15 protein-coding genes are annotated in these 16,215 nt (G+C 58.8%); 6 read left to right on the top strand and 9 right to left on the bottom strand.

Translation table 11 applies throughout. From position 1 onward, the window contains the following. Positions 1-87 precede the first annotated feature (87 nt). The gene (locus tag KY494_RS19195) at positions 88-723 is read left to right on the top strand and encodes an Hpt domain-containing protein (RefSeq protein ID WP_219887876.1); all 636 of its coding nucleotides are present in this window, start codon (positions 88-90) and stop codon (positions 721-723) included. 144 nt (positions 724-867) lie between these two features. Here KY494_RS19195 and KY494_RS19190 read toward each other — a convergent pair whose 3' ends face one another. The 7 genes from KY494_RS19190 to rpmH all read right to left on the bottom strand — a co-directional run bounded on the left by KY494_RS19190 (position 868) and on the right by rpmH (position 5,641). Then, the gene (locus KY494_RS19190; RefSeq protein ID WP_219135782.1) at positions 868-1,068 is read right to left on the bottom strand and encodes a hypothetical protein; all 201 of its coding nucleotides are present in this window, start codon (positions 1,066-1,068) and stop codon (positions 868-870) included. Positions 1,069-1,160: 92 nt separating this feature from the next. Continuing rightward, on the bottom strand, positions 1,161-1,466 hold the full coding sequence (locus tag KY494_RS19185; RefSeq protein ID WP_219887875.1) for a hypothetical protein: 306 nt from the start codon (positions 1,464-1,466) through the stop codon (positions 1,161-1,163). Between the two features lie 10 nt (positions 1,467-1,476). Further along, entirely contained in the window at positions 1,477-2,856 is a 1,380-nt protein-coding gene (gene mnmE, locus KY494_RS19180; RefSeq protein WP_219887874.1) for a tRNA uridine-5-carboxymethylaminomethyl(34) synthesis GTPase MnmE, read from the bottom strand. A gap of 184 nt (positions 2,857-3,040) precedes the next feature. Then, entirely contained in the window at positions 3,041-4,777 is a 1,737-nt protein-coding gene (gene yidC / locus KY494_RS19175) for a membrane protein insertase YidC (protein WP_219887873.1), read from the bottom strand. Between the two features lie 11 nt (positions 4,778-4,788). Further along, positions 4,789-5,049 carry a membrane protein insertion efficiency factor YidD gene (yidD, locus tag KY494_RS19170; protein WP_010401993.1) on the bottom strand — a complete coding sequence of 87 codons (261 nt, stop codon included), beginning with the start codon at positions 5,047-5,049 and terminating at the stop codon, positions 4,789-4,791. After that, positions 5,046-5,498 carry a ribonuclease P protein component gene (gene rnpA / locus KY494_RS19165; protein ID WP_257572227.1) on the bottom strand — a complete coding sequence of 151 codons (453 nt, stop codon included), beginning with the start codon at positions 5,496-5,498 and terminating at the stop codon, positions 5,046-5,048. Before rnpA ends, yidD begins: the two co-directional genes overlap by 4 nt. A gap of 8 nt (positions 5,499-5,506) precedes the next feature. After that, positions 5,507-5,641 carry a 50S ribosomal protein L34 gene (rpmH, locus tag KY494_RS19160; RefSeq protein ID WP_010401996.1) on the bottom strand — a complete coding sequence of 45 codons (135 nt, stop codon included), beginning with the start codon at positions 5,639-5,641 and terminating at the stop codon, positions 5,507-5,509. 513 nt (positions 5,642-6,154) lie between these two features. On the opposite strand from rpmH, the gene dnaA reads away from it, so the two are divergent. The 4 genes from dnaA (at position 6,155) to KY494_RS19140 (ending at position 13,318) form a co-directional block, all read left to right on the top strand. After that, positions 6,155-7,549 carry a chromosomal replication initiator protein DnaA gene (gene dnaA, locus KY494_RS19155; RefSeq protein WP_219135787.1) on the top strand — a complete coding sequence of 465 codons (1,395 nt, stop codon included), beginning with the start codon at positions 6,155-6,157 and terminating at the stop codon, positions 7,547-7,549. Between the two features lie 149 nt (positions 7,550-7,698). Continuing rightward, positions 7,699-8,805, top strand: coding sequence for a DNA polymerase III subunit beta (gene dnaN / locus KY494_RS19150; RefSeq protein WP_034754341.1), 1,107 nt, complete (start codon positions 7,699-7,701; stop codon positions 8,803-8,805). Between the two features lie 152 nt (positions 8,806-8,957). Continuing rightward, positions 8,958-11,456, top strand: coding sequence for a DNA topoisomerase (ATP-hydrolyzing) subunit B (gene gyrB, locus KY494_RS19145; protein ID WP_219887872.1), 2,499 nt, complete (start codon positions 8,958-8,960; stop codon positions 11,454-11,456). Positions 11,457-11,938: 482 nt separating this feature from the next. Next, positions 11,939-13,318: a hypothetical protein gene (locus tag KY494_RS19140; RefSeq protein ID WP_219887871.1), complete on the top strand. Its 1,380-nt coding sequence runs from the start codon at positions 11,939-11,941 to the stop codon at positions 13,316-13,318. On the opposite strand, the gene KY494_RS19135 is transcribed toward KY494_RS19140, so the two are convergent. Continuing rightward, complete coding sequence (locus KY494_RS19135) at positions 13,281-14,276, bottom strand: IS481 family transposase (RefSeq protein ID WP_219887870.1); 996 nt, start codon at positions 14,274-14,276, stop codon at positions 13,281-13,283. The genes KY494_RS19140 and KY494_RS19135 overlap by 38 nt on opposite strands. Positions 14,277-14,769: 493 nt before the next feature. Here KY494_RS19135 and KY494_RS19130 point away from each other — a divergent pair, with 493 nt between their 5' ends. Next, entirely contained in the window at positions 14,770-15,831 is a 1,062-nt protein-coding gene (locus KY494_RS19130; RefSeq protein WP_219887869.1) for a GGDEF domain-containing protein, read from the top strand. Here the strand turns inward: KY494_RS19130 and KY494_RS19125 are convergent. Next, positions 15,810-16,130, bottom strand: a complete 321-nt coding sequence (locus KY494_RS19125; protein WP_219887868.1) for a hypothetical protein — start codon at positions 16,128-16,130, stop codon at positions 15,810-15,812. The genes KY494_RS19130 and KY494_RS19125 overlap by 22 nt on opposite strands. Positions 16,131-16,215: the final 85 nt, after the last annotated feature.

The raw sequence follows: 16,215 nt of genomic DNA, 5'->3' as shown, positions 1-16,215 counted from the left end.
AAGCGGGCGCGGTGTCGAGCACGACAGGATGTAAAATAGCGGTTCCTGCTTTACGACAGTGACAAGTTTTGGGGCTCTCTGCACAGCATGCTGAAACCACACGCCACTTGCGATGATGATGCCGCCGTAGCGGCATCCGACATGGTCCGTATTCTCGACGTCGAGAACGGACTGGGCCGCATCATGGGCGACCGCATCCTGTATCTGAAAATCCTGCGCCGCTTCCTGCATGACCACGGCACCACGCCGTGCCAGATCCGCGCCGAATTCGATACCGGCAACTATGCTTCCGCGCGCCTGAAGGCGCATACCCTGAAAGGCGCCGCAGGCATGATCGGCGCGCACCACGTACACGGCCTGGCGACAACCCTGGAGTCGGCACTGCGTGCGCAGGCGCCCGACCTGGCCCGGCAGATGCTGCAACTGGAACTGGCGCAGGATCAATTGCTCGGCGCGGTCAGCAGCATGCTGGGCACGCCGGAGACCACCCACACGGCGGCGCAGGACGTGGCGCCCGACCCGGCCGCGCCCGCCATCCAACTGCTGCTGGCGCGCCTGGCCAGCCATCTGCGCGAAGGCGATGGCGCGGCCATCGACATCCTGGAAAACTCGGCCAGCCTGCTGGCCGCCAGCCTGGGCGTGCACGTCTACCAGGAAGTGGCGGCCGCCGCGCACGAGTTCGATTTCGACGGCGCCCTGGCGGCGCTGCTGCGGCGCCGCTAGCGCTCAGCTGTTGTACTGCGCCTCTTCCGCATACGCCACGCAACAACTCTTGCAACAGAAACGGCGCACGGCATCGAGCGGCTTGTCGCAATACCAGCAATTCACACCCTATGGCGGCGGCGCTAGCGCTCAGCCCGCTACCACTCAGCTATTGTACTGCGCCTCTTCCGCATACGCCACGCCACAACTCTTGCAACAGAAACGGCGCACGGCATCGAGCGGCTTGTCGCAGTACCAACATGCACCTTTCGGCGGCAAGGAGGCGATCAATTCCGGCATGGCAGGCAGTGGTCGCGCCATTACCTCATCCTCGCATTCCACGACATCCGGCTGTTTGCTGTCCATGGCGCTTCCTTTCCTAGCGGCACTTCAAGGCCGCTCAGCAAGATTACGTCAGCGCAGTTTGGACTCCATGACATTTCTCAACGAGGCAGATGCTAGCGTGACTTCCGGTAGCTGCGCACCGCGTCATTGGCCTGTGCGTCTATAATTTTCTGCAACTTCGGCTGCGCCGCATACTTGGCGGCCAGGCGCTTCCACTGCCGTTGCGCAAGCCCGCATGATTGCTCGATGGCTTGCGTGATCTCGCGCTGGCGCGCCTTGTCGTTGTCATCCCACTCGCCGGCAAAATGCTCGCACATCTGGGCGTTATCGACAAACTGCGCCACGTCCTGCGGCAATTTTTCCTGCGCACCAGCCAGCAGGGGCAGACAACTGAACAGCAGAACAGGCACCAGCTTCATCAAACCCTCCTTATTTGCCGATGCAGAAGCGGCTGAAGATCACGCCCAGCAGATCGTCAGGTGAGAATTCGCCCGTGATGCTCGACAACTGCACCTGCGCCAGGCGCAGTTCTTCGGCGAACAGGTCCAGCGACTGGTCATCCTGCGCCGCGTGCGCGGCGGCGATGTCCAGGTGCTTACCGGCCGATTTCAAGGCGATCAAATGGCGTTCGCGCGCCAGGTACAGCGATTCGCCCGTCTGCTGCCAGCCGGCGATGCGCAAGAGCTCGGCGCGCAGCAAGTCGATGCCGATGTGCTCGTGCGCCGACAGATACACGTGCGTGGCATCCGGCAAGGCATCCACGCCGGGCTTGTGGCCAGAAAGATCAATCTTGTTCCACACGCGCACCACGGGCACGCCTGCGGGGAAGGCGGCGACGATGGTTTCATCGGCCAAAGTCGGGCCATGATCTGCGTCAAGCAGGTGCAGGATGACGTCGGCCTTGCCGATCTCGCCCCAGGTGCGCTCGATGCCGATGCGCTCGACGGCATCGATGGTGTCGCCCGCGCTGCGGATGCCGGCCGTGTCGATGATGTTGAGCGGAATGCCTTCGATCTGGATGGTTTCGCTGACCTTGTCGCGCGTGGTGCCGGCGATCGGCGTGACGATCGCCACGTCGGCGCCGGCCAGCGCGTTCAGCAACGACGATTTGCCGACGTTCGGCTGGCCCGCCAGCACCACGTTCAGGCCTTCGCGCAGCAGCGCGCCCTGCGCCGCCTGCGCAAACACTTTATTCAGCGCTTCGATGACGGCTTTTAATTGACCACGCGCATTCGATTTTTCCAGGAAATCGATTTCCTCTTCCGGGAAGTCCAGGGTCGCCTCGACCAGCATCCTTAAACCCGTCACCTGTTCCACCAGCGCGTGGATGGTGTTCGAAAATGCGCCCGACAGCGATTGCGAGGCGGACTTGGCGGCCGCTTCCGTGGAAGCGTCGATCAGGTCGGCCACGGCCTCGGCTTGCGCCAGGTCCAGCTTGTCATTCAAAAAGGCGCGGCGCGTAAATTCGCCCGGTTCGGCCAGGCGCAAGCCGTTGTCCTTGCCCGCTTCCAGCACGCGCGCCAGCAGCAGCTGCAACACGATGGGGCCGCCGTGCCCCTGCAATTCCAGCACGTCTTCGCCCGTGTAGGAATGCGGGCCCTTGAAGTGGATGGCGATGCCCTGGTCGATGATGCTGCCATCGGCTTCCGTGAAGGGCAGATAGGTGGCGTGGCGCGGTTTCAGCTGTTGCGCGCCGAACAGGGCCGTCATCAAAGGCGCGAGGTTTTTGCCGGAGGCGCGTACCACGCCGATGCCGCCGCGCCCGGGGGCGGTGGCGATGGCGGCGATAGGGGAAGAGTCGAGTTTCATGGGGATATTGTAATAGGTACGGCAAGGGAAGGTGCGGCAACGTAGGTCGGCTTAGCGCGCAGCGCGTAAGCCGACGCAGCACACGCTGGCGATAGTGTCGGATTAGCGTGGCCTTGCCACGCTAATCCGACCTACAAGAATTAAAAAGCCCGCACTAGGCGGGCTTTCTGTTCGCTGGCCGGAATTACTTGGCGGCAGGCGCGTATTTCTTGGTGATCACCCATTGCTGGCCGATCGACAGGACGTTGTTGACGACCCAGTAGAGTACCAAGCCCGACGGGAAGAAGAAGAACATCACCGAGAATGCCAACGGCATGAACAGCATCATCTTCGCTTGCATCGGATCGGCCGGGGCCGGGTTCAGCTTGGTCGTGATGTACATCGAGATCGCGTACAGCACCGGCAGGATGCACCATGGGTCATGCTGGGCCAGGTCGGTGATCCAGCCGATCCATGGCGCGCCGCGGATTTCCACGGACGCGTTCAGTACCCAGTACAGGGCGATAAAGACGGGCATCTGGATCAGGATCGGCAGGCAGCCGCCCAGCGGATTGATCTTTTCCGTCTTGTACAGCTCCATCGTGGCCTGGTTCATCTTTTGCGGGTCGCCTTTGTAGCGCTCGCGGATCGCTTGCATCTTCGGCGTGACCAGTTTCATCTTGGCCATGCTGCGGTAGCCGGCGGCCGACAGGGGGAAGAACGCCAGCTTGATCAGGATCGTGAAGGCGATGATGGTCCAGCCCCAGTTGCCCAGCACGCTGTGGATGTGTTCCATGACCCAGAAGATCGGCTTGGCGATGATGGTCAGCCAGCCGTAATCCTTGACCAGTTCCAGGCCAGGCGAAACGTTTTCCAGCAGGTGCGCGATTTGCGGACCCGAGTACAGCTTGCTGTCCATGCTGGCCGTGGCGCCTGGCGCCAGGGTAGGCAGGGGCAGCACGTTACCGATGGCGTACAGGTTAGGGCCGACCTTCTTGGTGAAGATGTCGCGCTTGACGTTTTCAGGCGGAACAAAAGCGGAAACGAAGAAATGTTGCGAAATCGCAAACCAGCCGCCATTCGCCGTGGCCGGATGCAGGCCCTTCATGGCGTTGTCGTTGCCCTTCTTCTCGTCTTCCGCAGCGGCTTTTTCGATTTTCTCGAACGTCAGCTTCTGGTACTTGTCTTGCGGCGTGTACAGGGTCGGGCCCGTGAAGCTGCTGTTGAAGAACGAGTCGCCGACCGGCTTGTTGCCATCATGCGTCAGTTGCAGATACAGCTGTGGCGTAACAGGCGCCGCGCCCACGTTGGCCACGTCGTGGCGCACATCGATGACGTAGTCGCCGCGCTTGAACGTAAACGTCTTGGTCAGCTTGACGCCGCCTTCGACCGCTTCCATCACCAGTTGCACTTGCTTGCCGTCACCGATGGTGCGCACGCCAGGCTGTACGGTGAAACCGCTCGCATGGGTGGGGAAAGGACCGCCGACCAAGCCCGATTGCGCCAGATAGGTGTGGTTCGCGCCTTCGTCGAACAGCACTTCGTTTTGCTTGCCTTCGTCAGGCTGGCACCATTTGAACAGGCCGAAGCAGCCGCCGAACCAGCCCGGATTGCCCGCGCCCTTGAATTTCAGCAATTCCAGACGCTTGACCTGGCCGCCCAGGGTGTCGATGTCGACCTTGATGACGTCGGTGGTGATGGTAATCACTTCGCGCTTGAACGCGGCGGGATCGACAGCCTCACCCGGCAGGGCAGGCACGCCTGCCGCAGCCGAGGCAGCCAGGGCATCCGTCTTGGCAGGGGTCGCAGGCGCCTTGGCGGTTTGTTCCGTGTTCGCGGAGAACATCGACGGCTTGCCGTTCGAGATCATCCATTCGTTCCAGAGAATTACCAGCGAGACGGAAAACACGATCCACAGGATGGTACGTTTATTGATATCCATTAGGGTATTTGTCAGGAGTGGTTGCAACCGCAAGCGGTCGTTGAAGATTGTTTGCAATCGGCCGGCGGCACCGGGTCGACGCCCCCTTCATTCCAGGGGTGGCAACGGCACAGCCGCTTGGCAGCCAGCAGGCTGCCCTTGGCAGTACCGTGCACGCGCAGCGCTTCCATCGCGTAATGCGAACAGCTCGGATAGAAACGGCAATTCTGTCCCAGCATGGGGCTGATCAGCAACTGATAAGCACGCAGCAGGAACAGCAGCAGGGTTTTCATGGCGCGGACGGTGGTGGCGCAGCAACAGAACGGGCCTGGGCGGCGATTTGCGCCGCGAACAGGCGGCCCAATTCTTCACGCAGCTCGGCTTTGAGCCGAGTCGTGGTGGCCGGGCCATCCTTGCTGTTGACGGCGCGCGATAAACGCACCACGCAGTCGACCGGCGGCATCGCGCTGTTGCGAAACAGCTCGCGCGTGACGCGCTTGATCGTGTTGCGGGTCGCCGCGCGTGGCGCGAAACGCTTCGCCACAACGACGCCCAGCCGCGCATGCGGCAATTGATTGTGTCGGGTGTACAGCACAAAATGCGCTGTTTTTTGCGAAGGGCGCAAACGAAAAACGGATGAAAATTCATCCGTTTTAACGATACGCCGAACGCGCGCGAAGTCGTGTGAACCTTCGCGTTGATTGCCGACTGGAGTACAGCTAGCCACGCGATCAGCTGTCAACGACAAGCCTATACGGCCAGACGTTTGCGGCCCTTTGCGCGACGTGCGTTGAGCACATCACGGCCACCACGGGTAGCCATACGAGCGCGGAAGCCGTGCGTACGCTTGCGGCGAACGACGGAAGGTTGGTAAGTACGTTTCATGTTGGTCTCGCTAAAAACAAAAAAAATGCAAAATCGGGTCTGACGTCCCGTCAGTTTTTGGTGCCAATGACAATCGCGCACTTATGCCAAGGCACAAGCTGGCCAATCTCATCGCCCGCTTAATCCACGCTTAGTCCATATTGTCGTTCCAAATGAATAAACACGGAATACGGGCGGGGAACCCTGAATTATTCAGCATATGCCCCCCTCTTGTCAAGGATTGCCGTGATCGCCCGGAAATTTTCGCGTCGAACCCCATCCGCCGGCAAGCCCCCGCCACAGGCCGCGCCAGCACTGTCTGCAACGGGATAACCGGGGGATAAGTCGCCTCTTATACACACGGCGCCCCACCCCGCCACAGAAAAATAACAGCCGTGCCTGTGGATAACTTTGGCAGTCGGGAGTAGAATAGCGCGTTACGTGTGGCGAGCCCTCGCGCGACGCCGGCCTTGCAACACGGTGAACGCAGGGCAGAATCGATACGCCCTCCCACACCTTTTCACATAGACATACATGGATAATTTCTGGCAGGCCTGTTCCGCGCAGTTGGAACTGGAGCTGACACCGCAACAATTCAGTGCGTGGATCAAACCGCTTATCCCTCTCGATTACGAAGAGGGCAAGCTGCGCATTGCTGCGCCCAATCGCTTCAAGCTCGATTGGGTCAAGACCCAGTTCGCCAACCGCATCACTGCGCTGGCCATACAGTACTTCGAAGCGCCCACGGAAGTGCAGTTCGTGCTCGACCCGCGCCTGGCCCTGCCGAAGAAACCCGTCACCGCCAGCACCCCGGCCAGCGATCCGAATGGCGGCGCGCCCAGCGCGCGCGCCGCGGAACCGCAGCCCAGCGTGCCGGAACTGAGCATCGGCGCCGCGCCGCGTCGCGAGCAGAGCCGCATCAACACCGACCTGACCTTCGACAGCTTCGTGACCGGCAAGGCCAACCAGCTGGCGCGCGCCGCCGCCATCCAGGTGGCGAACAATCCGGGTGTGTCGTATAACCCGCTGTTCTTCTACGGCGGCGTCGGCCTGGGTAAGACCCACTTGATCCACGCCATCGGCAACCAGGTGATGGCCGACAATCCGGGCGCGAAAATCCGCTACATCCACGCGGAACAGTATGTTCGCGACGTAGTGACCGCTTACCAGCGCAAGGGTTTTGACGATTTCAAGCACTACTATCACTCGCTCGACATGCTGCTGATCGATGATATTCAGTTCTTCGGCGGCAAGAGCCGCACGCAGGAAGAGTTTTTCTATGCGTTCGAGGCATTAATTGCCGCGAAGAAACAGATCATCATCACCTCGGATACCTATCCGAAGGAAATCACGGGCATGGATGACCGCCTGATTTCGCGCTTCGACTCGGGCCTGACGGTGGCCATCGAGCCGCCGGAACTGGAAATGCGCGTGGCGATTCTGCTGAAAAAAGCCAAGCAGGAAGGCGTGACCTTCTCCGACGACGTGGCCTTCTTTGTCGCCAAGCACTTGCGCTCGAACGTGCGCGAGCTCGAAGGCGCGCTGCGCAAAATTCTGGCGTATTCGCGTTTCCATGGCAAGGACATCACGATCGATATCGTCAAGGAAGCCCTGAAGGACTTGCTGTCGGTGCAAAACCGCCAGATTTCCGTGGAAAACATCCAGAAAACGGTGGCCGACTTCTTCAATATCAAGGTGGCCGACATGTATTCGAAGCGCCGGCCCGCGAATATCGCCCGGCCGCGCCAGATCGCCATGTACCTGGCCAAGGAATTGACACAGAAGAGCCTGCCGGAAATCGGCGAGCTGTTCGGCGGCCGCGACCACACCACGGTGCTGCATGCCGTGCGCAAGATCGCACTGGACCGCACCAAGAACCCGGAATGCAACCACGAATTGCATGTGCTGGAGCAAACCTTGAAGGGCTAAGCACCATTTGGCAAGACTGGCTCAAAACGTGCTTTACCCTTATCATCTGGGAGGGCGCCGCAGCCGGTCTGTCGGGGCTCCCTATGGTAACAATTGTTAAATTAATACGTTAAACGTCGTACTGTTCAACCTATACATTGAGGATAAATATGCAATTGGTCAAAACCACCCGAGATACCCTTCTCCGGCCACTGCAGATCGTGAGCGGTATTGTCGAGCGTCGGCACACTATGCCGATTCTGGCCAATATCCTCATCCGCAAAGACGGTGAAAATGTCTCCTTCCTGTCCACCGACACCGAAGTGCAGATCACCACGCACGCGGAAATCGGTTCCGGCGCGGACGTGACCGGCACCACCGTGGCCGCGCGCAAGCTGCTGGACATTTTGCGCGCCCTGCCCGAATCGGGCGACGTCACGATGACCCTGCTGAACAAGCGCCTGACCGTGCAAACGGGCAAATCGCGCTTCGCGCTGCAAACCCTGGCGGCGGAAGAGTTTCCTACCGTGCAACAGGCGGAAAGCTACAACGCCAGCGTCACCCTGCCGCAGAAAACGCTGAAGCACCTGTTCAACATGGTGCATTTCTCGATGGCGCAGCAAGACATCCGCTACTACCTGAACGGCTTGCTGCTGGTTCTGGATGGCAATAATGTCATCGCCGTGGCCACCGATGGCCACCGCCTGGCGTTTTGCCAGGTCGCCACCGAGCAGACGTTCGCGCGCCAGGAAGTGATTATTCCGCGCAAGACCATCATCGAACTGCAGCGCTTGCTGGAAGAGAACGATGAGCCGGTGCAGCTGGACATCGCCGCCAATCAGGTGAAACTGACCTTTGCCGACATCGAGCTGATCTCGAAGCTGGTGGAAGGCAAGTTCCCCGACTACACGCGCGTGATTCCAAAAGGCTACAAAAACGACTTCACCATCGGCCGCGATGAACTGCTGCGCTCGCTGCAACGTGCCGCCATCATGACCAGCGACAAGTTCAAGGGCGTGCGCTGCATCATCACCCCGGGCAGCATGAAGATCAGCTCGACCAATGCGGACCAGGAAGAAGCCGTCGAAGAGCTGGAAATCGACTACGGCGGCGATTCCGTCGACATCGGCTTCAACGTGACGTATCTGCTGGACGTGCTGAACAACCTGAAATGCGAATACGTCAACATCGCGCTGGGCGACTCGAACTCGTCCGCCCTGATCTCCATCCCGGACAATGCCGACTTCAAGTATGTCGTCATGCCGATGCGGATCTAAAGACCACAGCAGTGACGTAGGTCGGATTAGCGCAGCGTAATCCGACATGCTGAGCGCCGTCTGTCGGGTTACGCCGTTCCGGCTAACCCGACCTACGGTCATCAGCCAGCAGCCCCGAATCAATCAGCAATCGTTATTTGAGAAAGCAGTCCATGTCCGAGAATCCACAAGACACCCCGATCCAGGCCATCACGGAAGAATACGGCGCCTCCTCCATCCAGATCCTGGAAGGCCTGGAAGCCGTGCGCAAACGCCCGGGCATGTACATTGGCGACACCTCGGACGGCACCGGCTTGCACCACCTGGTATTCGAAGTGCTGGACAACTCCATCGATGAATCGCTGGCCGGCCACTGCACCGACATCCACGTCACCATCCACAGCGACAATTCGATCTCGATCACCGACAATGGCCGCGGCGTGCCGACCGGCCTGAAAATGGACGACAAGCACGATCCGAAGCGTTCGGCGGCGGAAATCGTCATGACCGAGCTGCACGCGGGCGGCAAGTTCGACCAGAACTCGTACAAGGTATCGGGCGGTCTGCATGGCGTGGGTGTGTCCTGCGTCAATGGTCTGTCGAAATTGCTGAAACTGACCATCCGCCGCGATGGCAAAGTGCATCACATGGAATTCGTGCGCGGCGTGCCGCAAGACCGCCAGATCGTCATGGTGGGCGACATCGCCACCTCGCCGATCAAGGTCATCGGCGACACGGACAAGCGCGGCACCGACGTGCATTTCTGGGCCGATGAAGAGATTTTCACGCATGTGGAATTCCACTACGAAATCCTGGCCAAGCGCATCCGCGAACTGTCCTTCCTGAACAATGGCGTCAAGATCAAATTGTCCGACCAGCGCACGGGCAAGGAAGAAATCTTCGCCTTCGAAGGCGGCACGCGCGGTTTCGTCGAGTACATCAACAAGGCCAAGTCGGTCTTGCACCCGACCATTTTCCAGGCCACGGGCGAGCGCCTGTCGGACCAGGGCACGAACATCTCGGTCGACGTGTCGATGCAGTGGAACGATGCCTACAATGAACAGGTGCTGTGCTTTACGAATAACATCCCGCAACGCGACGGCGGCACCCACCTGACGGGCTTGCGCGCGGCCATGACGCGCGTGATCAACAAATACATCGATGAACACGAGTTCGCCAAAAAGGCGAAAGTGGAAATCAGCGGCGACGACATGCGCGAAGGCTTGACCTGCGTCCTGTCGGTCAAAGTGCCGGAACCGAAATTCTCGTCGCAGACGAAAGACAAGCTGGTATCGTCGGAAGTGCGCGGCCCAGTGGAAGAGATCGTCGCCAAGACCCTGGCCGATTACCTGCAAGAAAAACCGAACGACGCCAAGATCATTTGCGGCAAGATCGTCGAAGCGGCACGCGCCCGTGAAGCGGCCCGCAAGGCCCGCGACTTGACGCGCCGCAAAGGCATCATGGACGGCCTGGGCCTGTCGGCCAAGCTGGCCGACTGCCAGGAAAAAGACCCGGCCCTGTGCGAACTGTACATCGTCGAGGGTGACTCGGCAGGTGGCTCGGCAAAACAAGGACGCGACCGCAAGTTCCAGGCGATTCTGCCGCTGCGCGGTAAAGTGCTGAACGTGGAAAAAGCCCGTTTCGAGAAAATGCTGTCGTCCGAGCAGATCACCACCCTGATCGCCACCCTCGGCACCTCGATCGGACCGGACGAATTCAACGTCGAAAAGCTGCGCTACCACCGCATCATCATCATGACCGATGCGGACGTCGACGGCGCCCACATCCGTACCCTGCTGCTGACCCTGTTCTACCGCCAGATGCCGCAACTGGTCGAGCGCGGCCACATCTACATCGCGCAACCGCCGCTGTACAAAGTGAAATCGGGCCGCGACGAGCGCTATCTGAAAGATGACGCCGAAGAAGCGAGCTACATGATGACGGTGGCGCTGAACACGGCCGTGCTGGTGCCGCGCACAGGCGCGGAAGGCATTTCCGGCGAAACGCTGACGGAACTGGTGCGCAAGTTCAACCTGTCGAACACCATCATGACGCGTCTGACGCGCGTCATCGACCGCGCCGCCCTGACGGCCATCATGACGGGCGTGCAACTGGACCTGTCGACCCTGGACCTGGCGGAAACCTCCGCCCTGGCCCTGCAGACGGCCATCAACGACAGCGCCGTGCGCGTACATGTGCGTTCCGACGATTTGTCGGAAAAACACATGCTGCGCATCGAGCGCATGCACCACGGCAACATCAAAGTGACGGCCATCGACGCCGACTTCGTGCAAGGCCCGGACTACGCCGTGCTGAGCAGCGGCGCCGCCACCTTCGAAGGCCTGATCGGCGAAGGCGCCTTCGTGCGCCGCGGCGAAGGCGAGCGCATGAAGGAAATCGCCGTGGTCGACTTCCACCAGGCCATGCAATGGCTGCGCGACGAAGCCGAACGCACGGTTTCGAAACAACGCTACAAAGGTCTGGGCGAGATGAACCCAGATCAGCTGTGGGAAACCACGATGGACCCGACCGTGCGCCGCTTGTTGAAAGTGCAGATCGAAGACGCGATTGCGGCGGATCAAATCTTCACGACCTTGATGGGCGACGACGTGGAACCACGCCGTGCGTTTATTGAAAACAACGCGTTGCGCGCGGGGAATATTGACGTGTAACTGCGATGTCGGGTGACACAGAAAGTGCAAACTGTGCCAAGTAAGTGAAAAACCAATGACACAGTTAATGGAAAAAGGCTCCGAGGAGCCTTTTTTCACGTCAAGCATCATCAGCCGCGATAATATTAACAACTTGCTTGGACAATTTGCTGCCGTCGAGCAGAGCCACTACAGGTTTTTGGTTGGCAAGCCGCTCCGTACTTGATCGGGCGTTACATAACGCATCTGTTGCGCACAGAGAGTTCGAAGTAGAACGAACGGTACAAGTCGGTCGCGCCCTTCCCGTCAAATCGTAAGCGAAATGGCAGAACGCGAGATCGACTTCCACAAACAGCAGGCACATATCGAAATAGCGCCGGAAAAACCACGAGGTGCTGAAGCAAAAGGGTTTGACAGGGATAAGGAGAGCACGAATAGCAATGTCACTGCTGGGATAAGGTATATTTAATGCAATCTTAAAATATCCTATAAGAAAGAAAACCATGGCGCTACTGGACGAAATTCTGGCTTGGTCAAAAGCCGACCTCAAACCTTGGCAGCAGGACGCAGCCAGACGCCTATTCCAACAGACGCTCACCACTACGGCCCTAGATGATCTCTACGCGATGCTGAAAGACAGTGCCGGGCTTCCGGATCCGAACAACCGGAAGCCGGAACCGTTGGATCAACAACACCTTCCAGTGACAGCCTCCAAAGATGCTGCGGTAGTTCTAACGGCGCTTCGGGATGTAAAGAATGTCAATCGCCTAGCAGCAAGCCAAACTCTCTCATTCGCGCCGAAAGGACTGACCGTAATCTATGGGGGAAATGGCTCTGGCAAGTCAGGTTATGCGCGCGTCCTGAAACGTGCCTGCCGCAGCCGGGACTCCAACGAAGACGTACGGCCCAATGCGATGAGCAAGGCATCGGCCACCTTGATACCGCAGGCGTCCTTTGAAATCCAGCTTGGTGGAAAATCGTCCACTGTAAGCTGGCAAAAGGGGAAGGCTTCCCCAGCTGAGCTTGCTACGGTCGCCGTTTTCGATACGCATTGCGCACGCGCGTATCTTGACCAGCACCAGGAAATCGCCTATCTGCCGTTCGGCCTCGACGTAGTGGAGAACTTGGCCCAAATCGTTCTTCCGAAAATCCTTGAAAAGCTCAACGCGGAAATCCTGGCTACCGCGACAACGAAAGAGGCATTTAACCATCTCGTTGGCACTACTAAGGTCGGAACACTCATTTCCTCTCTCAGCGAAAAAACAACAGCTGCCGACGTCGATGCGCTAGCGCAGATGAGCGCCGACGATACGAAAAAAATGGCGGATCTCGAAAAAACACTGAATGAGAGCGATCCGAAGGCGAAGGCGAAGGAATTCAAACTAGCGGCTGCCCGAATGACGGCACTCAAAACGAAAATCGAATCAGCGACAGCTTGGGTCAAGGACGAATCAATCCAAAAACTGCGCACGATGGATACAGAGACACAGACAGCGCTTGCAGCCGAAATTGCCGCCGCAACTGCACTGCGATCAGGCGAGGCGTTATTGCCCGGCACTGGAGATATCATATGGAAAGCCTTATTCCAGGCTACCAAAGAATTCTCAACAGGTGCCGCTTACCCTGGAAAAGACTTCCCGCATATTCATGAAGACAGCCAATGCGTGCTGTGCCAACAGAAGGTTGAACCTGATGCAGCAGCTCTCATGCAGCGATTTGAAGCGTACGTCCAGGAAAACGTGGCAAAAGTCGCGAGTGACAAGCGTAGTGCCTGCGCAGCGGCCCTTACTAAGATCCGAAGTGTGGTTTTGGCCCTGGATCTTGATGACGCGCTTATCGAGGAGCTTAATTGTCAAGACCGGCCTGGTTATATACGCGTTTAACGAATAATTCCGGCTTTTTCTCCTGCCATTTCTTCATCGCCTGAATCGGTGTTGCGTTATCCAAGGCGCGCTGGGGAATGTTGTGGTTGTAGATTTTCAGGTAATTGCGCAGCGTCGATTCCAGTTCGGCCCGGGAGCCGAAACGAGTCTGGTTGACGACCTCGCTGATACGGCCATTGAAGCGTTCGACCATGCCGTTGGTTTGCGGGTGACGCGGCGGAATCAATCGATGTTCGATCACCAATTGCTTGCACAGCACGTCAAAGACATGCTTGCCGCTCGGGATACGGTCGCCGCTGACAGGGTCTTTTTTCTTGCTGGTAAAACGGTCGGTGAACTGGCTGCCGTTGTCAGTGAGTAGTTTGACGATGGTGATCGGGCAAGCATTTTTCAGTTTGAGCAGGAAGTCGGTACTGCTGCTGTCGGACTGGTTGGCATAGATTTCCATGAAGACCCAGCGTGTGGCGCGGTCAATGGCGACGAACAGGTAACGGCGTTCGGTTTCATCGAGCATCTGCGGTAAGTACTTGATATCCATATGTAAAAAGCCCGGCTCGTAGTCCTTGAACGACTTTTTGGTAACCGGTTTGTCGTCTTCGAGTGCGGCCATTTTAAGCAAACTGGAGACACCATGGCGCCGCAAGCAGCGGCCCAGGGCGCCACGCGAAAGCGCCGGGTTGACGAACTCACGCGCCACCGCCAGCAAGTCGTCGGTGGGCAAAAGCAAGGTGGTGCGTAGCGCGATGACGACCAGTTCCTGCGCTGGCGTCAGCGTCGTATGCATGGTGTGGGGCCGGTGCGAACGGTCCTCGGCGCTGTCGCGGTTCTGCCATTTACGGATCGTCAGGCGGCTCACGTTATAGCGCTCGGCAAGCTCCCGTTGGGGCAGTGTCGAGTTGCGGATTTCTTCCCGGATCAGGTGGGTGGTGCGGGCTCGGCTGTGAAGGGCTTGGGTCATGGCGCTGGCGGTGAGGTGACAGGAATCAACAGTGTACTCAACAGGCGCCTGGCTTTGAAGTAGGGCAAGCTGCGAATAGGAATATGATCACCCAATTCTAAACAGATAGACATCCAGCAGGGTATTCAGCTCCAGCATACGCGTCTTCAGTGGGCATTCAACATGCCATTGGCGACAATGGTGAGGCGCTACGGCCCCAGCGTGGCAAGGTCACCGCTCACCAGCAATCGACCACTTTCCCTGGCGACGTTGCATGGAGCGGTGTTGAGCATGATCGCCAGCAGCCCGCAGCAATTCTACTTGGCGACCATGTACACAGAGCTGCTGGGGTAGCACCTACTGATACAACGGATTTCCTCACTAGCTCCCACTCCCCCCAAAAAACCAGTACACTAGTTCCTGAGCGCAACTACTTTTGTACGCGTGCCAAGCCGCCTGCCGTTGCCGGGAGGCGTCCCTGCCGCAAGGCTTGTTGTCTGCCTGGACAAATGCAATGTTCTCTTCGCGCAGCCTGTCTCCTGCCTTCTATTACCTGTTCTTTTCAGGAGAACGGGAGCAGCAGCAGCGCTTTTTCAAGGAATTGCATTTCATTTCGATAGCTATCCTGACGTTTGGCCTGGCTTGCTGGCTGGTCACGTTCAGCCTGACCTTGTCGCGCGCTTCGCTCGATCATGCGCAGGCGGCGCTGGGCGTGGCGGGTATGCTGGTGGGGTTGCTGCTGACCGTGTATGCCAGGTCGCTGCAGGCCATCATCGTCAGCGGCACCATCAGCGTGCTGTTCATCGCTTTCGGCTTTCGCGTGCTGATGCTGGGCACGGAAGATCCCGCTTTTTGGGTGTTGCCACTGGGCGTGATGATCACGCTGACGACGGCCCCCATCTTCAGCGGCATCGCGTATTACCTGGGCGTCTCGCTGGGCGTATGGGCCATCGTAGGGCTGGGGCAGTTTCCCGTGCATGCGGGCCAGGCCGACCAGCATTGGCCCGTGCTGGCCGTCACCATCAGCGTGATCATCGGCCTGGCGCTGAATATCTATTTTCTCGTCTTGCGCATCCATAACTACCGCTCCCAGCGCGAACTGGCGACGATGGCCTACAAGGATGGCTTGACCGGGCTCAACAACCGGCGCATGTTTACGCAAAGCGCCCGCATCCTGCAGCGTACGGCGCACACACCCGCCTATTTTCTGATGATCGATATCGACGACTTCAAGCAAATCAACGACGTGTACGGCCATGACGCAGGCGACGAGGTGCTGAAAAAGATCGCCGACGTCATCGCGGGGCTGTGTGGCGAGCACCTGTGCGGCCGCCTGGGCGGCGAAGAATTCGCCATCATTTACCTGGGCGAAAAGAACGCGGCCTGCGCCTTTGCCGCGCAGCTGGTCGACAGCGTCGAGGCGGCTTTCGTGCCGGAACGCAAGGTGTCCGTCAGCATCGGCATGGCGGAAATGCTCAAGGAAACGGACTTGTCGCACAGCTACCGGCGTGCCGGTGAATCCTTGTACCAGGCCAAGAAAAACGGCAAGAACCGCTACGTGCTCAATGCCGCCTGAACAACGCCGTCCGGTGCTGCATCGAGCAGCGCCAGCAAGGCTTGCGGTGCAATCTTCCAGGGATCGCGCTGCTCGGGGTCCACCTCATCCCAGCTGTCCTGGGCGCCGATCTTGAGGATGGTCAAGGGGATGTCCTTGCTTTCAAAGAAGGCCAGCATGCGGCGAATCAAACGGCTCACCTTGGCGTGCTCGTCCGTATACAAGGAGCAGGTATAGAAACAGCCCTTCTCTCCCATGCACAATTTCCTGGCCGCGCCGACACGCGAGTGGAGCACGTACTTGTACAAGAACTCGGTCACGACTTCATCGTCGACGGGAATACTGCAGGAAATGGTGATCTTGGCGATGGCAAGAGGGACAGTGATTCAATAGTCTAGCTTAGCA

This window comes from Janthinobacterium sp. PAMC25594 (genome assembly GCF_019443505.1).
GTDB lineage: Bacteria > Pseudomonadota > Gammaproteobacteria > Burkholderiales > Burkholderiaceae_D > Janthinobacterium.
The sequence above is the reverse complement of the archived record's forward strand: the minus strand, read 5'-3'. Positions and strand labels throughout refer to the sequence as shown.